Here is a 20,453-nt window from a genome sequence, read left to right on the forward strand (position 1 = left end):
GCCTTTTCCGCGGCACCCGCCTCGACGTCGGGTACGACCGTGCCCATCGCCGCTTCTCATCCGGAGCAACCGATGCACACCCACACCCACACCCGGCCCGCACCCACGCCGCCGGTCGACCCGGCGCGGGACGCCGCCCGTCGGCGCCGGATCCTGGTGCTCCTGACCCTGATCGTGGCACCGATGGCCGCGGCGACCCTGCTCGGGATGGCGCTGCTCTGGCCGGGCGGAGAACCGGCGAGCAGCAGCGCCACCGCGAGTACGCCCAGCCTCAGCCATCCCGAGGCGACGGTGCGGAGCGTGTCGACGTACGACTGCCCGGCGGCGAACCAACGCCCGGGCCCGGACGGCCAGCAACAGATGGTGACCTGCGCGTCGGTGCAGGCAAGGCTGGAGACCGGTCCGGAGAGCGGCGCAGACGTGGCGGTCGACGTATCGGCGGAGGCCTACCGCGCCGGCCTCGGACCCGGCGACCGGATCAAGCTGATCCGCGTCTTCAACCACCAGAGCGGCCCGGCCGTGTACGCCTTCTACGACTATTCGCGAACCACACCTCTCACACTGCTCGCGGCGGTCTTCGCCGTGGCCGTCATCGCGGTGGCCCGGATGCGCGGGCTGAAAGCCCTGATCGGGCTCGGCTTCGCCTACCTGGTCATCGTCAAGTTCATGCTGCCCGCGTTGCTGGTCGGCGAATCCGGCCTGCTGGTCGGCGTGGTGGGCTCGGCGGCGATCATGTTCGTCGTCCTCTACCTGGCCCACGGCTTCTCGGCCCGCACCACCACCGCGCTGATCGGTACGCTGTTCGGCCTGCTGGCCACGGCCGGCATCGGGCTCTGGGCGACCTCCGCCGCGCACCTGACGGGCCTCGGTGACCACGACAACACCGCGCTCGCCCTGTTCGACACCCGGATCAGCCTGCCGGAGATCGTGCTCTGCGGCGTCATCGTGGCCGGACTCGGCGTGCTCAACGACGTCACCATCACCCAGTCCTCGGCCGTGTGGGAGCTGCACGAGGTGGGTTCGAACAGTTCCGCCCGAGCACTGTTCGGCAGCGCCATGCGGATCGGCCGCGACCACATCGCCTCGACCGTCTACACCATGGCCTTCGCGTACGCCGGGGCCGCCCTGCCCGTCATGCTGCTGATCAACGCCTACGACCGTCCGCTGCTCAACGTGCTCACCACGGCCCAGATCGCCGAGGAGATCGTCCGGACGCTGGTCGCCTCCATCGGTCTGGTGCTCGCGATCCCGCTCACCACGGCGGTGGCCGTCGCGGTCGTCAAGGCAGTCGGGAGGGCGACGCCCGTCCCTGCCCCGACTCCCGACGAGTCGCCGGAGCTCTCTTAACCTTCCCCGGTGCCGGCCTTAACCTTCCCTCGGGGACACTCGGCGTATGGGCCGTCGACCGATCCTCACCGCCGTCGGATGGTTGGCCACCACCGTCGCCGCCACGCTCGTCGGGCTGGGCGCGATCCGGCTGGTCGGTGACGGCATCACCGGCACCCCCGGTGGCGTACGCGACCAGCGGGAGGTCGCCCGCGCGCTCGCGTCGACGGAGCCGGCACCCCTCGTGTCGAGCAGCGGTCCGACCCCGACGGACGTCCCGGCGAGCCGGTCGCCGGCCGGCAGCCCGACCGCCGCCGCGGCCCGGCGGAGTTTCACCACCCCCGGTGGTACAGCGGTGGCCGAATGCGGGCCGGCCGGCGTGCACCTGGTCACCTGGTCGCCCGGCCAGGGCTACCGGGTCAAGGACACTCCCGACCGGGGGCCGGACGATCACGTCGAGGTCCGGTTCGAGGGCCCGGCGGGTGAGTACGAACTGAAGCTGCGGTGCGTCGGTGGGCGGTCGGTGGCCGAGACCCACGACTGAGTCCACGTCCGACGGTCCGGCGTCCGGCGGGGCGGGCGCGGGAACGAGCGCACGGCGCCGCCCGACCGGGGGTCGTAACGTCGCCGCGCTCTGGCCGTCTCCCACCACCGCAGCCGTACGGCGGTACGACAGCGGGGACTTGGCTCGACCGGCCCAAGCACGGGCCGGTCCTGGGCCACCAATCCCCGTTGAGTAGGGGATCCAAACCACGCAGAGGTGGCAAATTCCACGATCTGCGCGTCCCGGCGTGACCGGCGCGTGGACCGGGTATGAGCCCGCCATGGAGCATTTCACGATCGCGACCGTTGCCGAGCAGAGCCCGGACTTCCGCCGCGTGCTCTGGACCGGCGGGCACACCCAGTTGGTGATCATGACGATTCCGCCCGGCGGGGAGATCGGCGAGGAGGTCCACGAGGGCATCGACCAGATCCTCACCTTCGTCAGCGGCACCGGCGAGGCCCGGGTGGCCGGCGAGAAGAAGGCCGTGGTCTCCGGCGACCTGGTGGTCGTGCCGGCCGGCACGAAGCACAACTTCGTCAACACCGGGCCCAACCCGCTCGTCCTCTACACCGTCTATGGCCCGCCCGACCACGCCGACGGCGCCGTGCACCGGACCAAGCAGGAGGCGGAAGCCGCCGAGGCGTCCGGCCAGGACCAGCCGCCCACCGCCTGACCCTGTTGACAGGGGACCCCTGCCCTACCGGAGGCGTTAAGAAGGGGCCCTTCCTTACACCAGCGGTACGCCGGCGACGTCCACCGTGTCCGGGTACTTCAGCCCCGCGCCGGTGTTCAACACCACCACCCGCTCGCCGGCCCGGATCCATCCTCCGGCGCGCAGTTGTCGGGCGGCGGTGAGGCAGGCCGCCCCCTCCGGGCAGAGCAGCAGGCCCTCCCGGGCGGCGAAGTCCCGCAGGTCGGCGAGGATCTCGGTGTCGTCGACGGCGACGGCGGTCCCGCCGGTGTCCCGCAGCGCGGTCAGGATCAGCTCGTCGCCGAGCGGGGACGGCACGGTGATGCCGAACGCCAGCGTGTGCGCGTCCGCCCACGGGGTGGCCCGTGGCTCGCCGGCCGCGAACGCCCGCACGATCGGCGCGCAGCCGGTGGACTGCACCGCGACGAGGCGGGGCAGCCTGTCCTCCACCCAGCCCAGCTTCCGCAGCTCGTGCAGCGCCTTGTGGATGCCGATCAGCCCGACCCCGCCGCCGGTCGGATAGATGATCACATCAGGTACCTGCCAGCCGAGCTGCTCGACGATCTCGTACCCCATGGTCTTCTTGCCTTCCAGGCGGTACGGCTCGCGCAGCGTGCCGGCGTCGAAGATCCGCCCGCCCGACTCGGCGACCAGCCCGGCCACCCACCGGCCGGCGTCGCTGATCAGGCCGTCCACCAGGCGCAGGTCGGCCCCGGCGGCGACGCACTCCCGCCGGCAGATGGCGGGCGCGTCGAGCGGCATGGCGATGGTCGCGCCCAGTCCGGCCCGAGTCGCGTACGTCGCCCAGGCCGCCCCGGCGTTGCCGTTGGTCGGCATGGCGATCCGCTCGACGCCCAGCTCCCGGGCCCGGCTCACCCCCACCGCCGCGCCCCGGGCCTTGAACGACCCGGTCGGGGTCAGCCCCTCGTCCTTCACGATCAGGTCCGGGATCCCGATCTCGGCGCCGTACCCGGGGGCGCGCAGCAGCGGCGTCCAGCCCTCACCGAGGGTGGTCACGAAGCGGGGGTCGGCCACCGGCAGCAGCTCCCGGTAGCGCCACAGGTCGGCCGGCCGGAGACAGAACTGCTCGGGGGTGACCGACGCGGCCACCGCGGCCAGGTCGTAGCGGGCCAACAGCGGGGACCCACAGTCGCACAGGTTCTGCGGCTGGTCCGCCGGATGCTCCCGGTCGCAGCGCGGGCACTCCAGGTGCGTCAGGTGCACGATGGTCCTCAGCTCGTGTCGATGCTCAGCCAGTGCCGGCTCCGCCGATCCGGCTCGTACGGGGAGTCGAGGCGCTTGGCCACGACACCCGGGAGCCCCTGCTCAGCGGCGGTCCGCAGGGCGTCCGCGCCGACGCCTGGGAACCACGGCGGAGTCTGCCAGTGCCGGCCGGCGAGCGCCAGACCGTCGAGCAGCTCGCGGCGCTGCGCGTACGGCACGTCGAGGGTGGCCACGCCCTCCAGCCAGAGCAGGTCGACGGCGAGGAACTGGCCGTCCCGCTTCGTGGGCGCCCTGACCCGCCCGGCCGGGTCGATGCGGACCAGCACGCCGTCCAGCACCGCCTCGGTGGGCGCCAGCTCCTCGGCCATCGCGCGCAGCCACGGGTACGCCCCGGTGATCTCCTCGTCGGTCTCGTCCAGCAGCCGCAGCCGGCCGCCCGAGACGTATGCCATCGCCCGAACGCCGTCCCAGCGCAGCTCGTAGCCCCACGCGGCCTCGTCCCTCGGCAGCCGGGCGGCCGGGGTGGGGTGCAACGGGCGGATCAGCTCGGGCATCGGCGTCCAGCCGTCCGGGGCCGGGTCGGTGCGCCGGACCATCCAGTCCCGGCCCCGGCCGCCGGTGGCGAACAGCACGTACCGGCCGCTCGTCCGCTTCCCGTCGAGCACCACGATTACCTCGTCGTCGCGCCACTTCTCGGCGCGGTACGTCCCGGTGTCGTGGATGGTCATCCGCCCGCCGCCGTACTCGCCGGCCGGGATCTCTCCGTGGAAGGTCAGGTACTCCATCGGGTGGTCCTCGGTGTGCACGGCGAGATGGTTGCGGCCTGGGTCGCGGGGCAGGCCGCGGGGCACCGCCCAGGACGCCAACACGCCGTCGTGCTCCAACCGCAGGTCCCAGTGCAGGCTCCGGGCGTGGTGCTGCTGGATGACGAAGCGCGGCTCGCCCCGGGAGGGCCGCCTCCGCTGCGGGGCCGGTTCGGGCACCGGCTCGGGGGTACCCGCCGCGTCCCGCTTCCGCCGGTACTCCTCCAGCCGGTCAGCCACTCCCGCATTGTCCGGCACCCCGGGTACGTCGGCACGGCGGATCGTCCGGTTCCTGCCATGTCGTAACGGTCCGCGGCCCTGCCGGCGACCGGCGGTATGGCTGGGGCGATCACGGGTACAACAGCCGCCATGACCAGTCCTGAACAGCCCACCGTCGTGCTCCCCGGCGAGGTCCGGATGCCGCTGCTCGGCTTCGGCACCTGGCAGGCCACCGGCAAGGCCGGGTATGACGCCGTGCTCGCCGCCCTCGACGCCGGCTACCGGCACATCGACACCGCCACCATGTACGGCAACGAGCGGGAGGTCGGCCGGGCGGTCAAGGAGAGCGGGCTACGCCGGGAGGACGTCTTCATCACCACGAAGCTGCCGCCCGAGGCGGTGGGCCGGGAACGGGAGACCATCGAGGCGAGCCTGGCCGCCCTGGACACCGACTACGTCGATCTCTGGCTGATCCACTGGCCGCCGACCTCGGCGGGCGAGGGCATCCCGGTCTGGCGGGAGCTGCTCGCCGCCCGTGACGAGGACATGGCCCGGGCCGTCGGGGTGAGCAACCACGGCATCAGCCAGATCGACGAGCTGATCCAGGCCACCGAGGAGAACCCGGCGGTCAACCAGATCCGGTGGAGCCCGGCACTGTACGACCGGCAGGTGCACGCCGCGCACCGGGACCGCGGCGTGGTGCTGGAGGGCTACAGCCCGCTCCGGGCCACCGACCTGTCCGATCCGGTGCTGGTCCGGATCGCCGCGGCGCACAACGCCTCGCCCGCGCAGGTGGTGCTCCGCTGGCACATCGACCACGAGATCGTGGTGATTCCCAAGTCGGTCCATCCGGAGCGGATCCGGGCCAACGCCGACGTCTTCGGCTTCTCGCTGACCGCCGAGGAGATGCGCGACATCGACGCCCTCAGCGGCTGAGCCCGGCGGAAAGGGCCGGCGGAGTGTCGGGTGCGGCCATCCACAGTGGCCATTTCGATTCTCTACACCTGCCGGCGCCGATGCGACCACCGGGGCGCGATCCGCTTGGATCGCGCCCCGGGGGCCGTTACCGGGTCAGGAGCGGGAGCAGGCCGTTCCGTTGAGCGAGAAGCTGGTCGGCGACGAGTACGTGCCGCTCAGCGTGCCCTGGTAGCCGAAGGAGGCCGAGGCGCCCGGCGCGAGGGTGCCGTTGTGGCTGACGTTCTTGGCGGTCACCGCGGAACCGCTCTGGGTGACGGTGGCGTTCCACGCGCTGGTGATCTGCTGGCCGCTCGGCAGGTTGTAGGTCAGCGTCCAGCCGTTGATCGTCGATGAGCCGTTGTTGGTGATCTGCACGTCGGCGGTGAAGCCGTTGTTCCAGGAGTTCGGGGTGTACTTCACCGCGCAGCCGCCGGCCGGCGGGTTGGTCGGCGGGGGCGTGGTCGGGGGCGCGGTGGTCGGCGGGGCCGTCGTCGGCGGGGTGGTGCCGCCACCGGTGTTGACGCTCTGCGAGAACGAGCTCACGGCCAGGCCCACGCCGCCCTGCCACGGCTCGAAGCCGGCCTGGATGCTGGTCAGGTACCAGTCGGTGGTGATCGCGCCGCGGCTGCGGGTGTCGTTGATGAACGTCATGGCGTCGAAGCTCAGGCTGGGGATCGCCGACGACGACACGTACGAGATGACGTTGTTCGAGCCGTTGCTGCCCCGCCAGACCTCCCAGCTGCGCCCGGCGAGGTTGGCGGTGCCCACCACGGAGCCGATCGGCTGGATCGGGCCCTGCCGGTTGAACCAGATCATGATCTCCATCTGGTTCACCCCGTCCTTCTTCGGGCTGGGGTCGAGCCAGATGTCGTACGCGGCGTCGTAGACGGCACCGCTGACGTAGTTGTAGTTGATGCTGGCCGGGGCGCTGCTGATGTTCTTCACCTGCACCGGCAGGTTGGTGCCGGGCGAGCAGTTCGTGTAGTGGCAGCCCACGTAGATGGACGGGTAGGAGACCGGCGCGCCGCTGGTGTTCCCCGTGCCGTCCTGCCGGGTGATGGAGAAGCCGGTGGAGGTGACGTTGATGCACTGCTGCGCGCTGGTGCCCCAGCGGTTGTTCTGCACGACGTACTTGCCGCCGATGGTGGTGGAGCCGTACTGGTCGCAGATCTGCGTGTCGGCGGAGGCGGTGCCGCCGAGAGCGACGGCGACGAGCGTGCCGGCGGCCATCAGGCCGACGGCCGCAAGGGCCCTCAGGGATCGCTTCATGATGCTCCTTGGCTTCGGCGCGCGGCGCCGGTGTTCGGGACGGGACGGGGGCCGGGAGCGCTCCCAAGCCCAGTCATCACATTTACATGCTTGAAACTGTGGCGCAACGGGGTGGGGCACCCGAACCGGCGGTGCGTTCACCCTTCCGAACGACGTTCTAGAAGTCCTCGCCGAGCAGCGCACGCGCCGCGCGTACCTGGGTCGCCGCCGCGCGCAACGCCACCGCCACCCGGCGCTGCGTCGCCGGCCCGAACCGGCTGACCGGCGCCACCACCGCGAGCGCGTCCACCGCGGGATCGCGCAGGGGCACCGCCACCGCCACCCCGGCCAACCCCGGCCCGCTCTCCTCTTCCTCCACCGCCCAGCCCCGCCGGCGGACGGCGGCGAGCTGGGCGCGCAGATCCTCGGGGCGGGTGGTGGTCCGCTCGGTGAGCGCCGGCAGCGGCCAGCTGAGCAGCCGGTCCACCGCGTCGTCCGGCAGTTGGGCGAGCAGCGCCCGGCCCGCCGCGGTGGCGTGCGCCGGCAGCCGGGCGCCGAGCGGCACGTGCGGTCGCAGCGCGTGGGGCGAATCGCGCTTGGCCAGCACCACCATCGCGTCGCCGTCGCGCCGGCACAGCACCACCGTCTCGCCGAGCCGGGCGGCGAGCTGGTCCAGCAGCATTCCGAGCGACCCGCCCGCGTCCGCGCCGGCCAGATACGCCGCCCCGACCTGGAGCGACCGCAGGCCCAGGCCGAAGCGGGTCCCGGTCGGATCGGCGGCGATCCACCCGCGGGCGAGCAGGGTGTGCAGGATGCCGTGCAGGCTGCTCTTGGGGATGCCCAGGCTACGGCTCAGCTCCACCAGCGACCGCGGTCCGGCCGGGTCGGCGAGGGCCTCCAGCACGTCGAGGGCGCGGCCCGCCGACTTCACCGGGTGCCGTGCCTCGCCTGCCGCCACGGCGGCCACTCTAGTGACCATCGATACGTCCGGGGAGTCTCCGGCGCTGACGGAATGACGTTCAGCAGGCCGCTCAGGGTTTCCGGAAGGCGGGAGAGGCGGTCGGGGCGAGCCGATCGGCCCTGGTGTGTACCGATTGCGGCGAGTAATGTCTTGCCTTCAACGCGTGCCGAACCCCTCCCGGAGGCGTCCCCAACGATGGGTGGTTCCCCCCTGCGCATCCTCGTCGTCGGCGCGGGCATCGCCGGTCTCGCCGTGGCCCGGGCACTGCGCCTGGCGGGATTCCGGCCCGACGTCACCGAGAAGCTGCCCCCCACCGAGCGGGGCGACACCGGCCTGTACCTGCCGGGCAACGCGGCGCGGGCGCTGCGCCAACTCGACCTGGACGGCCCGGTGCGACCGCTCGGCCACGTCATCCACCGCCAGCGTTTCCTCGACGCCGTCGGCGCGCCGCTCTGCGAGGTCGACCTCGACGCCCTCTGGGCCGGGGTGGGGGAATGCCGCGCCCTGCCCCGCGCCGAGCTGCACCGGGTGCTGCTCACCGGGGCCGGCGGCGCCGTCCGGCACGGTGCCGAGATCAGCACCGTCGAGCCGCTGCCCGGCGGCGTCGCGGTCGGCTTCACCGACGGCACCTCCGGGGAGTACGACCTGGTCATCGGTGCCGATGGACCGCGCTCGACGGTACGCACCCTGGCCGCGCTCGGCGGCCCGCCGCGCCCCGTCGGGCAGGTGGTCTACCGGGCGGTGGTCCGGGGCGGCCCGCCGGTCGGGGATTGGACCGCCCTGCTCGGCGAGCGCGCCGGCTTCCTGGTGGTGCCGATCGGCGCCGGCGCGCTGTACTGCTACGCCGACGAGGCCGGCACCGCCCTGCCGGCCGACCCGCCGGCCCGGCTGCGCGAACTGTTCGGCGGCTACGGCGGCCCGGTCCCCGACGTGCTCGACGCGTTGGAGACGGTGCACGCCGAGCTGACCGAGGAGGTCGAGCTGGGCCGCTGGTTCCACGGCCGGGTGCTGCTCGTCGGCGACGCCGCGCACGCCACCGCGCCGACCCTGTCCCAGGGGGCCGCGATGGCGCTGGAGGACGCCGTGGTGCTCGCCGAGTCTCTGCGGGCCGCCGGCAGCGTGGAGGCCGCCCTGATCGCGTACGAGAGCCGGCGACGGCCGCGTACCCGATGGGTGCGGGACCGGACCCGGGACCGCAACCGAACCCGCGACGTGCCGCCCGCGCTGCGCGACCCGTTGTTGCGCGGGCGCGGCGGGCGCATCTTCCAGGAGCACTACCGGCTTCTCGTGGACCCGCTCTGAGGCGCGGCGCCGGGCGGCGGTGATCGTAGCCGCCCACCCCCGGCGGCGTTGCCACCTACCGGGGACTATCCTCCTTGCGGATGACGGCTGCGCAGATGACCAGCGTTTGCCGAGCGGGACAACCCAGAACCGGAGGCCACTCGTGACCACCGTCGCACCCAAGCCGGTCGTGACCCGGCCCTGGCCGGTCCGCGAGCCGGTCAAGGGGTCGGCCCTCGCGCGGCTGCTGCGCACCACGGACGCGAAGCAGATCGGGATCATGTACATGGTCACCGCGTTCGCGTTCTTCATGATCGGTGGCCTGATGGCCCTGATCATGCGCGCCGAGCTGGCGCAGCCGGGCATGCAGTTCCTGTCGCCCGAGCAGTACAACCAGCTCTTCACCATGCACGGCACGATCATGCTGCTGTTCTTCGCGACGCCGATCGTGTTCGCCTTCGCGAACTACATCGTGCCGCTGCAGATCGGCGCGCCCGACGTGTCGTTCCCCCGGCTGAACGCGTTCGCCTACTGGCTGTACCTGTTCGGCGGCACCATGGCCACCGCCGGCTTCATCGCCCCGGGCGGCGCGGCCGACTTCGGCTGGACGGCGTACGCGCCGCTGAGCACCGCTGAGCACTCGCCGGGCGTCGGCGGCAACCTGTGGGTGATCGGCCTGGTCGTCTCCGGCCTGGGCACCATCCTCGGCGCGGTCAACCTGATCACCACGATCCTGACCCTGCGCGCCCCCGGCATGACCATGTTCCGGATGCCGATCTTCACCTGGAACATGCTGGTCACCAGCCTGCTGGCCATCCTGATCTTCCCGCTGCTGGCCGCCGCGCTGCTGGCGGTCGCCGCGGACCGCCTGATCGGCACCCACGTGTACGACCCGGCCACCGGTGGCCCGATGCTGTACCAGCACCTGTTCTGGTTCTTCGGGCACCCCGAGGTCTACATCATCGCGCTGCCGTTCTTCGGCATCATCTCCGAGATCATCCCGGTCTTCTCCCGGAAGCCGATCTTCGGCTACAAGGGCCTCGTCGCCGCGACCATCTCCATCGCCGCCCTGTCGATGAGCGTGTGGGCGCACCACATGTTCGCCACCGGCCAGGTGCTGCTGCCGTTCTTCAGCTTCCTCAGCTATCTGATCGCCGTGCCGACCGGTATGAAGTTCTTCAACTGGATCGGCACCATGTGGCGAGGCCAGATCACCTTCGAGACGCCGATGCTCTTCGCCGTCGGCTTCCTGGTCACCTTCCTCTTCGGCGGTCTGACCGGCGTGCTGCTCGCCAGCCCGCCGCTGGACTTCCACATCCACGACTCGTACTTCGTGGTGGCGCACTTCCACTACGTGCTCTTCGGCACGATCGTGTTCGCCGTCTTCGGCGGCATCTACTTCTGGTTCCCGAAGATGTTCGGCCGGATGCTCGACGAGCGGCTGGGCAAGATTCACTTCTGGCTCACCATGGTCGGCTTCCACACCACCTTCCTGGTGCAGCACTGGCTGGGCAACGAGGGCATGCCCCGCCGGTACGCCGACTACCTCCCGAGCGACGGCTTCACCAACCTGAACGTGGTCTCCACCATCGGCGCGTTCATCACCGGTATCTCGACCCTGCCGTTCATCTACAACTGCTGGAAGTCGTACAAGGCCGGTCCGGTGGTCGAGGTCGACGACCCGTGGGGCTACGGCAACTCGCTCGAGTGGGCCACCACCTCGCCGCCGCCGCTGCGCAACTTCGACCGGATGCCGCGGATCCGCTCCGAGCGGCCGGCGTTCGACCTCAAGTTCCCGGAGCTGGCCGCCGGGGTGCCCGCCCTGGCCGGCCCGCCGGAGGGTGGCGCCAAGCCGCTGACCAGCGAGGCCGACGGCGGTGCCAGCTACCTGGAGGACACCAGCGGCAACCGCGACCAGCGCTGACCGATCGCAGGGCAGGGGCCCCTTCTCACCGGGAACGGTGGGAAGGGGCCCCTCTCGTCATGCCCGCCCATCCCCTCGGGCCGCCCGCCTCACTCCCTCGGCCTGCCGGCCTCGCCCTCCGGCCGCCGGCCGCGCCCTTCGGCCTGCCCGCCTCGCCCTTCGGCCTGCCCGCCTCGCCCTTCGGCCGCCCGCCTCGCCCTTCGGCCGCCCGCCTCGCCCTTCGGCCGCCCGCCTCGCCCTTCGGCCGCCCGCCTCGCCCTTCGGCCTGCCCGCCTCATGGTCAACTCAATGTGCGGCAAGAGGTGGTCTCGTCGTCGGATTTGACCCCCATATGCCGCGCGTGGAGTCGATCAAGCCCTGCCCTGAGGCAGCGCGCCGGCCGAAGGCTGCCCGGTCGCGGCAGGCCGGCGTCGGGGCGCGGCAGGCCGGGCGCGTCGGGGCGTGGCCGGTCGGGGGCGTCGGGGCATGGCAGGGCAGGCGCGTCGGGGCGTGGCAGGTCGGGGCGTGGCCGGTCGGCGCGGGGGTGGTGGGCGGTCAGGCCGCTGGCGCGTAGGTGTCGAGGAACTGGGTCACCCGGTCGCGGATCTCGACGCTGCCACCTTCGCCAAGCAGATCCACCCCGTGCGCGCTGGTCGGCACCAACACCAACTGCCGCTGCGTGCTCGGTGGGGTGGCGGCATACATTTGTCGGGCCCACTCCGCGAAGCCCGGCTCCAGCTCACCCGCGCCGTACAGGACCGGGACGGTGATTTTCGGGGCCGCCGCGGCGGCGTCCGCGTCCTGGTAGGTGGCGGGTGGTGAGAGCGCGACGACTGCGACCGGCGCCGGGCTGAGGGTCGGCGCGGCGGCCAGCACCGCGGCACCGCCCATCGAACCGCCGGCCAGCACGATCCGGCTGGCACCGTCAGCCCGCAACGCGCCAGCCGCCGCCTCCACCTGCCGGGCCAACGGCACCCCGTGGCCCCGCGAGTTGCCGTACCCGGCGAAGTCGAAGGCGAGCACCCGGTAGCCCCGGTCGGCCAGCGTGCGGCCGAAGGGCAGCCACTGGCAGACGTCGCCGGGAGTCATGTGCGCCAGCACCACCCCGGTGCTCCCGGCGCCGAGGACGACCCCGCCCAGTTCGGCGTCGATCTCCCCGCCGAACTCGATCTGCCGGCCGCTCCCGGCGAACTCGGGGCAGTCACTGCCCGCGTTGAGTCCAGTTGCCTTCGGCTCGGGCGGTGGGTCGGCGCTGCACGAGACCATCCCGACGGAGAGGGCCACGGCGATCAGGCGTAGGGCAGCGGGCTTCATGGCGGCTCCTCGGGACGTGATGGAAGCGCTCCCATTCTCCCCGTCCGCAGGCCCCGCGCGGCATCCCGCACGCGCCTAACGTGTCGAAGCCGTTACCACCGGCCCGGCCGCCGGGCCCGCCGGCACCGGCGCTTCTTCCCGCCCGTCGACCGCCCCCGGCCCGTCGACCGCCCCCGGCCCGTCGACCGCCCCCGGCCCGTCGACCGCCCCCGGCCCGTCGACCGCCCCCGGCCGGTCCGCTGCCACTGGCCCGTCGGCTGCCACTGGCCCGTCGGCTGCCACTGGCCCGTCGGCTGCCACTGGCCCGTCGGCTGCCACTGGCCCGTCGGCCGCCGCCCGCCGCTCGCGTAGCTCGACGAGCAGCACGACGAGCGCGACGAGCAGCCCGATCGCGCCGGTCACCGCGAAGCCCCAGAGCGGTGTCCGGGCGTCGATCACCGCACCGGCCAGCGGGGCGCCCACCGCGATCCCGACCGTCACGGCCGAGCCGTGCAGGCCCATCGCCTCACCGCGTACGCCCGCCGGGGCGAGCCGGCTGACCGCGTCGGAGGTCGAGGCGATGGTCGGCGCGCAGAGCGCCCCGGCCGGGAGCAGCGCCAGACAGAGCAGCCACCAGTGCGCCCCGCCCAGTCCCACCGGGATCGTGGCGAGGCTGAGCGCCGCCATCAGGAGCAGCGGGGAGAAGGTACGGCTGACCGCGCCGTACGCGAATCCGCCGACCAACGACGCCACCGCCCACACGGTCAGCACGGCACCGGTCCACCCAACCTCGCCGCCGGCGCGCAGCATGGCGACCACCGCCACGTCCGTGCCGCCGAGCACCAGGGTTGCGGCGAGGCTCACCGCCAGCACAGCGAGCAGGCGGGGCGTCAGCCACTCGCGGCGGGGCACCTTCCGGTACGGGCCGGCCGGCTCGTCGGTACCCCGGGTGGGCGGGTTGAGCAGCCAGAAACAGATCCCAGAGGAGACGATCCCGGCGCCGACCGCCCACATGGTGACGCGCGGGGAGATGGCGGTCACCAACGCCACGGCCAGCGCCGGGCCGACCATGAACGACAGCTCCACCGACATCGAGTCCAGCGCGTACGCCGGGCGGCGCCGCTCGGCCGGCACCAGTGCGGCGACCGACTGGCGGACCACCGAGAAGACCGGCAGCGCGACCAGCCCGGCCAGGAACGCGGCCGGCAGCAGCACCAGGTACGACAATGCCGGCGCGACGCCCCAGAAGACGCCTTCGGCGATCGTGGTCAGGACGAGCACCGGGCGCAGCCCGCGCCGGTCGACCAGCCGCCCGAGCAGCGGGGAGCCGAACGCGGCGCCGACGGTCGACGCGGCGCCGACCAGCCCGGCGGCGGCGTACCCCCGGTCGAGGTCTAGCAGGACGTGGAAGGTGAGCGTCACCCCGGTCGCGGTGAGCGGGATGCGGGCCAGCACCGACACGAGCAGCAGCGACCGGAGACCGGGCAGGGCGAGCGCCTCCCGGTAAGGCTTCAAGTTCACGACGGTGCGTACCTCCGGCGGTCATCCTCGGGCCGGGGTACGACAGTCGCAAGCGATTACCCGGTCAAGCGGTCCTGATCACAGGCGTGCCGACCAGGGTGGCCCCGGCACCCTCCATGGCCCGCAGCGCCACGTCCAGCGTGTCGGGCGCGACGGCGGCGGTGAGGTCCAGCAGCACCGCGGTCCGAAACCCCTCCCGGGCGGCGTCCACGGCGGTCGCCCGTACGCAGTGGTCGGTCGCGATCCCGACCACGTCCACCCGGTCGACGTCGTGCCGGCGCAGCCAGTCGGCCAGGCACTCGCCGCCCTCCGCGTGCCCCTCGAAGCCGGAGTACGCGGCCGCGTGCTCGCCCTTGTGGAAGATCGCCTCCACCCGGCCGGTCTCCAGGTCGGGGTGGAACTCCGACCCGGGGGTGCCGACCACGCAGTGCCGCGGCCAGGAGTCGACGTAGTTCGGCGGGTCGCCGAAGTGCGCGCCCGGGTCGATGTGGAAGTCCTTCGTCGCCACCACGTGGTCCCAACGGCCCGGCTCGGCGGCGAGCAGCCGGGAGATGCCGGCCGCCACGCCCGCCCCGCCGGCCACCGCGAGGGAGCCGCCCTCGCAGAAGTCGTTCTGCACGTCCACCACGATCAAGGCGTTGCTCACCACGGCCTCCTCAGCCTGCTGGTACGACGGTCACCGGGACGGCCGGGTCGCCGCCGGACAGCTTCAGACCCTCCCAGGGTATGGAGATCAGGCACTGCCGCAGGTGCTCCCGCGATTCGTCGAGGGTGGGTCGCGCGACCGGCTCGCCCTCGACGACGAAGGAGTGCTGGAGCAGCCGGTCGTTGGGCTGCCGGTCCGGCACCCCCTGCGGCACGACGATCTCCTCGGTGGCGGTGCCGCTCGGCTTGTGCCGGCGTACGGCCACCTTCCGGCCGCCGATGGTGGCCTTGTGCTCCGAGCGCTTGACCACCGGGCGCCCCTCCACCTCGACCAGCTTGTAGACCAGCCCGGCGGTCGGCGCGCCCGAGCCGGTCACCACGGCGGTGCCGGCGCCGTACATGTCGACCGGCTCGGCGGCGAGCGCCGCGATGGCGTACTCGTCGAGGTCGCCCGAGACGATGATCTTCGTCTCGGTGGCGCCGAGCGAGTCGAGCAGTTCCCGGCACTGCTGGGCGATCACCGCCAGGTCGCCCGAGTCGATCCGGACCGCCCGCAGCTCCGGCCCGGCCACCGCGATCGCGTTGCGGATGCCCTCGACGATGTCGTACGTGTCGACCAGCAGCGTGGTGTCCTTGCCCAGCGTGGCGACCTGCGAGGCGAACGCCGCCCGCTCGTCGTCGTGCAGCAGGGTGAACGCGTGCGCGGCGGTGCCGGCGGTCGGGATGCCGTACCGCTGGCCGGCGGCCAGGTTGGAGGTGAACCGGAACCCGGCCAGGTACGCGGCCCGGGCCGCGGCCACCGCCGCCTCCTCGTGCGCCCGGCGGGAGCCCATCTCGATCAGCGTCCGGCCCCGGGCGGCGGTGACCATCCGGGCGGCCGCCGCGGCGACCGCGCAGTCGTGGTTCAGCACCGAGAGCACCAGCGTCTCCAGCACCACGCACTCGGCGAAACCGCCGGAGACGGTGAGCAGCGGGGAGTTGGGGAAGAACAGCTCACCCTCGGCGTACCCGTCGACGTCGCCGGTGAAGCGGTAGTTGGCCAGCCACTCGGCGGCCCGGTCGTCCACCACCCCGGCCCGACGCAGGAAGTCGACCTCCTCGGCGTCGAACCGGAACTCCCGGATCAGGTCGATCAGCCGGCCGGTCCCGGCCACCACGCCGTAACGGCGGCCCGCCGGCAGCCGCCGGGTGAACGCCTCGAAGACGCAGCGGCGGTCGGCGGTGCCGTCGCGCAGGGCGGCGCTGACCATGGTCAGCTCGTAGTGGTCGGTCAGCAGTGCGGGGCGAACGGTGCTCACGACACCCACCCTAAGAGTTCACGCCGAATCGGTGCCGTCCTGGCCCGGCAACGACCACAGTGCGGCCCGCAGCTCGCCCCGGCCGGCCACCCCGAGCTTGGCGTAGACCCGCTGGAGGTGGTTCTCCACCGTGCGCGTCGACAGGAAGAGCCGCTCGGCGATGGCCCGGCTGGTCTCCCCGTCGGCGGCGAGCCGGGCGACCTCCCACTCGCGTTCGCTCAGCGCCGGCCGGAGCAGCCGCAGCGCCGGCGTGTCGACCTGGTCGCAGCGGCGCAGCAGGGCGGCGAGCCGTTCCCGGGCCGGGCCGGTCGTGCCGGCGCGACCGCGCATCCGGTGCAGCGCCATCGCGGTCGCCTCGGCCGCGTACACGGTCAGGTCCCGGGCGGCGAGTTCGTCGGCGACGGCGAGCAGGTCGGCGGGGGAGTTCTCGACCACGGCGCGGGCGTATCGGGCGACCAGCGGCGGCAGCGTCCCGTCGACCCGCTCGGAGAGTTCGGCGAGCCGCTGCGCCACGGTACGCCGACCGCCGTCGGTGCACGTGGGGCCGACCGGGGCGGCGGCCCGGTCGAGGCGGACCAGGTCGAGCAGGACCAGCAGCTCGTGACCGGCGAGACCGTCCTCGCGCAGCCGGTCGGCCAGCGCGCTGAGCTGCTTGGTGGCCGCCGGCAGGTCACCGGCGACCGCGTGCGCCGCGCCCCGGGCCTGCTCCAGCCACGGGTACAGCACCGCCATGCCCGGCGCGTGGATGCGGTCCGCCTCGGCCATCGCCGCCGCCGTGTGCGCCGCGTCGCCGCGCAGCGCCGCCGCCTGGGCGCGCTCGGCGTGCGCCAGCCCGGCGTAGACCCGGCTGGTGGCCAGCACCGCGCAGGCCCCGAGGCTGGTCTTGAGCGCCTCGTCGCCGCGCCCGCGCAGCCGCGCCGCGTACGCCCGGAGGATGGCCAGGTAGCCGGTGCCGAGCCGGAAGTCGCCCGCGTCGGCCAGGTCGGCGAACTCGTCGGCCACGATCGCGTCGATGCCGGCCAGGTCGCCGGAGAGCGCCAGCCGGGTGCCTCGGGCCAGCTCCATCGCGAGCTGGAGGTACGGCATGTCGCCCCGCCAGCGGGCAACCTCAGCCTGCACCCGGGCGATCGCGGTGTCGCTGCGCAGGTACTGGCCCTGCGCGGCGTGCAGGTGGGCGATCGTGCACCGGGCCAGTTCCCGGGCGGCCGTCGGCGCGGCCGGCCGATCCAGCACCGCCTGGGCGAGTCGCAGCGCGGCGCCGGTGTCCAACCGGTGCAACCGCATGATCGCCTCGAAGGCGCGGACCCGGGCCTGGTCGGCCAGGTCGGTCAGCTCGTCGCCGCGCGCGGAGATCGCCTCCACCGTGGACTCCTGGCTGAGGCCCCAGTAGCTGACCATGGCGCGGACGGTCAACCAGCGGCTGTACCGCGGGCCGTCGCGGACCGCCCCGGCGACCGAGTCGAGCACCTGGATCGCCTCCTCGGGCCGGTCGCCGAACATCAGGATGGTGGCGAGCAGTTCGGCCGCGCCGGGACCGCCGTCGGCCTCCAGCGCGGCCCGGGCCAGCCGGGTCGCCAGCGGCACGTCGTACCGGCCGAAGGCCTGGGCCGCCGCGCCGAGCAGCAGCGCCGGATCCTGCGCCGTACCCGAGTCGAGCCGCCAGACCGCGACCCGCAGCAGGTCGTCCCGGCGGCGGGTGCCGACCCGCTCCAGCAGCCCGGCCAGCGTGGCCTGCAGCCGGCGGGTGCGGCTGACCGGGCACTGCCGGCGCATCACCTCGCCGTACAGCGGGTGGGCCAGCCGGACGTTCAACCGCCGGTCGTCGTGCACCAGGCTGATCAGGCCGCGCTCCTCGGCGGCCTCCACGTCGGCGGGGTCGACCGCCTTCTCCAGCAGTTGCAGGCCGAGCGGCTCGCCGAAGGCGACCAACTCGACCACCGACCGCACGCCGGGGGTGAGCCGGCCGATCCGGGTGTCGATCAGGTCGGTGAGGCTGGGCGCCAGCTCCAGCCGGCCGGTCCACGTCCAGATCCCGTACGTCTGACTCAGCTCGTCGCCCCCGGACGCGGCCAGCACCAGTTCGCGCAGCAGCAGCGGGTTGCCCGCGGAGAGCCGGAACAGCCGCTCGGCGGACGTCGCGTCGACCGGCCCGCCCAGGATCGCGGCGAGCAGCCCGGTGGTCTCGGTCGGACCCAACGGGCCCAGCTCGATCAGGTTGACCAGGTCGTCGCTCCACAGTGCGCGGATCGGCAGCGGGATCTGCTCGCCGTCGCGCAGGGTCCCGATCACGGTGGCGTTCTCCGCGCGGGCGATCAGGTGGACCAGCGCCGCCGAGGGCGGGTCGAGCAGGTTTACGTCGTCGATGGCGAGCACGATCGGCCGGCCGGCGGCCTGTTCCTGGAGCACGTCCGCGGCCCAGCGGAGGATGCCGGCGGGGGAGAGCCCGTGCGGCTGCTCGGCGGGGAGCATCTGGACCAGCCCGCCGAAGGGCAGCGCCGCGGTGGTGGCGCTGGCCGCGACGAACCAGACGGCGTACCGGTCGGTGGGGAGGTTGGCCACCCCCTCGCGCAGCAGGCGGCTCTTGCCGACCCCGGGCTTGCCGCTGAACAGCAGTCCGCGCACCTCGGGGTCGCCGACCGCCGACAACAGACGGTTGAGCTCCGCTGTCCGGCCGACGAAGTCCCACCGACTCATCGATGCAGCATATCGACGGTAATCCGGCCGCGTGCGGATCGTCACGCAACGAGATTGAGTAACCTGTTCATCACGCATGAGTATCCGGGGTGTTCGGTGCCGGGTGTACGACGCTCGTACTCTTCGGGCATCCGGGTCGATGACCGGATTTCCCATGCGGCCGGCTCGGCGTCCGGTCGCCCGATCGGGAGGCCGCGAAATGAAGCCGGGTCACCCCTCGGTTGGTGTGCCCCGTCCGGGTGGGCCGGCCGGGTCCTCGCCCTCCGCGCCGCTGCCCAACCGGCTCGGGGCGGTCGCCCCCGGCCCCGACGACCCGCTGACCGTCGTCGTCGCGGGTCCGGCCGGTGCCGGCCGCCGCGAACTGCTCGCCGACCTGCTCGGGCTGGAGCCCGGGATGCTGACCGTGCCGGCCGGCAGCTACCTGCTCGTCAACCACGCCAAGGCGCCGAGCCGAGCCGCCTACGTGCCGGGCTACCGCCAGCCGCACTCGTACGGCCCGGACCCGCTCGCCGCCGGTCCGGCGCTCGCCCGACCGCCCCGCCGGGTGGAGCTGGGCCTGCCCGACCCGTTGCTGCGCCACTTCGCGATGCTCGACACGCCGGACACCGGCTCGCTCGGTGTCGCTGCCACCCGGGTGCTGCTCGACGCGGTGAGCCGGGCCGGCGCCCTGCTGTTCGTGATCTCCGCCGACCAGCCGTTCGCCGCCGCCGAGCTGGACCTGCTGGCCGAGGTGGCCCGCGCCCGGGTCGAGGTGATCTTCGCGGTCACCCCAGGCGCCGGCTGGGCGACCGTGGCGGACGGGCCGACGGCGACGAACGACACGCGGGTGTCCGTGCCGCCCGCGCCGTCGGCGGCGGAGCATCGGGTCGACCCGGTGCAGGTCTCGGTCGGGGCGCACCGCGCCGCCCTGTTGTCCGCGGTGCCCGCCCTCGGCGCGGCCCGCTGGTACCCGGTGCGACAGCCCGACCAGCCGGCCCTGCGCTTCGCCCTGGTGGGCTGGGCGGCGGACGAGGGGCTGCGGCGGGCCAGCGCCCAGCCGCCGGAGCCGCCCGGCGCGCACGGTCGGGTCTCCGTCGTGCCGGGAACCGACTCCGGCGACGTCGCCGAGCGACTGGACCGCCGGGCCCGCGCCTGCGCCCAGCGGATCCGCCAGCACATCGCGCTGGAGCTGGCCAGCATCCACCTCCGGGTGGTGCAGGAGATCGTCTTCGGGGTCGGCTGCGCCGGTCTGCCGCAGCTGTTCGACCAGGAGATGGGGGCGCTGTCGCTGCTCGCCACCGCGCGGTGCGACGAGGCGGTCCGCGGCGTCGTCGACGAGGCGGCGGCCCGCGTCTTCGGTGCGCCCCTGGCCGAGGGGGTACGCCGCCGGATCGTCCACGCCGTCCGCTGGGGCCTCGCCGACCATCCGGCCGGCCGGGATCTGGACCGGGTGTTCCTGGTCACCAGCACGGCCGAGGTGGCCGGGCTCTCCGGTGACGGCGCGCTCGACGCCCTGGCCGCCTTTCCCGGCGCGGTACGCGACGAGGTGCTGCCCGCGCTCGGGGTGGCGCTCTCCGGCGGCTGTTGGCAGCAGTGGAACGTGCCCGACGGCGCCGACCCGAACGCCGCGCGCTCCTGGGCGCAGCGGGCGTTGCGCGAGGTCGAGCTGGAACTGACCCGCGAGGTGTCGCGACGCTTCGAGGCGGTCCGGCTCTCGCTGGGCGTGGTGCTCATCGATGCTGTCGACCACGGCATTCTGCTCGGCTGAGGCCGGCGCCGCGGGCCGGTTGCCCGGGTCGCCGTACCCGGCGCGGGCGGGTGAACCGGACCGGCCCGGCGTTCCGATTCATCGGTCGCCCGGATCCG

16 protein-coding genes are annotated in these 20,453 nt (G+C 73.4%); 7 read left to right on the forward strand and 9 right to left on the reverse strand.

Annotated elements, in window-relative coordinates:
- Positions 1-72: 72 nt before the first annotated feature.
- The 3 genes from ACIRG9_RS02310 to ACIRG9_RS02320 all read left to right on the forward strand — a co-directional run bounded on the left by ACIRG9_RS02310 (position 73) and on the right by ACIRG9_RS02320 (position 2,543).
- Positions 73-1,347 (forward strand): YibE/F family protein, encoded by a 1,275-nt coding sequence (locus tag ACIRG9_RS02310; protein ID WP_402848921.1) that lies wholly within the window; start codon positions 73-75, stop codon positions 1,345-1,347.
- Between the two features lie 46 nt (positions 1,348-1,393).
- Positions 1,394-1,870 (forward strand): septum formation initiator, encoded by a 477-nt coding sequence (locus ACIRG9_RS02315; RefSeq protein WP_402848923.1) that lies wholly within the window; start codon positions 1,394-1,396, stop codon positions 1,868-1,870.
- A gap of 280 nt (positions 1,871-2,150) precedes the next feature.
- Positions 2,151-2,543, forward strand: a complete 393-nt coding sequence (locus ACIRG9_RS02320; RefSeq protein ID WP_402848926.1) for a cupin domain-containing protein — start codon at positions 2,151-2,153, stop codon at positions 2,541-2,543.
- A 54-nt stretch (positions 2,544-2,597) separates the two neighbouring features.
- On the opposite strand, the gene ACIRG9_RS02325 is transcribed toward ACIRG9_RS02320, so the two are convergent.
- A complete protein-coding gene (locus ACIRG9_RS02325; protein WP_402848929.1) occupies positions 2,598-3,785 on the reverse strand; it encodes a threonine synthase in 1,188 nt (395 codons plus the stop codon).
- A gap of 8 nt (positions 3,786-3,793) precedes the next feature.
- Positions 3,794-4,828, reverse strand: coding sequence for a DNA polymerase ligase N-terminal domain-containing protein (locus tag ACIRG9_RS02330; protein WP_402848931.1), 1,035 nt, complete (start codon positions 4,826-4,828; stop codon positions 3,794-3,796).
- A gap of 129 nt (positions 4,829-4,957) precedes the next feature.
- On the opposite strand from ACIRG9_RS02330, the gene ACIRG9_RS02335 reads away from it, so the two are divergent.
- Positions 4,958-5,743 carry an aldo/keto reductase gene (locus ACIRG9_RS02335; protein ID WP_402848934.1) on the forward strand — a complete coding sequence of 262 codons (786 nt, stop codon included), beginning with the start codon at positions 4,958-4,960 and terminating at the stop codon, positions 5,741-5,743.
- Between the two features lie 135 nt (positions 5,744-5,878).
- On the opposite strand, the gene ACIRG9_RS02340 is transcribed toward ACIRG9_RS02335, so the two are convergent.
- A complete protein-coding gene (locus tag ACIRG9_RS02340) occupies positions 5,879-7,033 on the reverse strand; it encodes a cellulose binding domain-containing protein (RefSeq protein WP_402848937.1) in 1,155 nt (384 codons plus the stop codon).
- Between the two features lie 157 nt (positions 7,034-7,190).
- The gene (locus ACIRG9_RS02345; protein ID WP_402848940.1) at positions 7,191-7,970 is read right to left on the reverse strand and encodes an IclR family transcriptional regulator; all 780 of its coding nucleotides are present in this window, start codon (positions 7,968-7,970) and stop codon (positions 7,191-7,193) included.
- A gap of 198 nt (positions 7,971-8,168) precedes the next feature.
- On the opposite strand from ACIRG9_RS02345, the gene ACIRG9_RS02350 reads away from it, so the two are divergent.
- A complete protein-coding gene (locus tag ACIRG9_RS02350; protein WP_402848943.1) occupies positions 8,169-9,275 on the forward strand; it encodes an FAD-dependent monooxygenase in 1,107 nt (368 codons plus the stop codon).
- 142 nt (positions 9,276-9,417) lie between these two features.
- A complete protein-coding gene (gene ctaD / locus ACIRG9_RS02355; RefSeq protein WP_402848945.1) occupies positions 9,418-11,178 on the forward strand; it encodes a cytochrome c oxidase subunit I in 1,761 nt (586 codons plus the stop codon).
- Positions 11,179-11,712: 534 nt separating this feature from the next.
- Here the strand turns inward: ctaD and ACIRG9_RS02360 are convergent.
- The 5 genes from ACIRG9_RS02360 to ACIRG9_RS02380 all read right to left on the reverse strand — a co-directional run bounded on the left by ACIRG9_RS02360 (position 11,713) and on the right by ACIRG9_RS02380 (position 18,608).
- Entirely contained in the window at positions 11,713-12,471 is a 759-nt protein-coding gene (locus tag ACIRG9_RS02360; RefSeq protein ID WP_402848947.1) for an alpha/beta hydrolase family protein, read from the reverse strand.
- A 75-nt stretch (positions 12,472-12,546) separates the two neighbouring features.
- The gene (locus tag ACIRG9_RS02365) at positions 12,547-13,971 is read right to left on the reverse strand and encodes an MFS transporter (protein ID WP_402848950.1); all 1,425 of its coding nucleotides are present in this window, start codon (positions 13,969-13,971) and stop codon (positions 12,547-12,549) included.
- 64 nt (positions 13,972-14,035) lie between these two features.
- A complete protein-coding gene (locus ACIRG9_RS02370; RefSeq protein ID WP_402848952.1) occupies positions 14,036-14,617 on the reverse strand; it encodes an isochorismatase family protein in 582 nt (193 codons plus the stop codon).
- Between the two features lie 10 nt (positions 14,618-14,627).
- A complete protein-coding gene (locus ACIRG9_RS02375; protein WP_402848955.1) occupies positions 14,628-15,914 on the reverse strand; it encodes a nicotinate phosphoribosyltransferase in 1,287 nt (428 codons plus the stop codon).
- 18 nt (positions 15,915-15,932) lie between these two features.
- Complete coding sequence (locus tag ACIRG9_RS02380) at positions 15,933-18,608, reverse strand: LuxR C-terminal-related transcriptional regulator (protein ID WP_402848957.1); 2,676 nt, start codon at positions 18,606-18,608, stop codon at positions 15,933-15,935.
- Between the two features lie 199 nt (positions 18,609-18,807).
- Here ACIRG9_RS02380 and ACIRG9_RS02385 point away from each other — a divergent pair, with 199 nt between their 5' ends.
- A complete protein-coding gene (locus ACIRG9_RS02385; protein ID WP_402848960.1) occupies positions 18,808-20,355 on the forward strand; it encodes a hypothetical protein in 1,548 nt (515 codons plus the stop codon).
- Positions 20,356-20,453 lie beyond the last annotated feature (98 nt).

The organism is Micromonospora sp. NPDC093277 (genome assembly GCF_044765245.1).
GTDB lineage: Bacteria > Actinomycetota > Actinomycetes > Mycobacteriales > Micromonosporaceae > Micromonospora.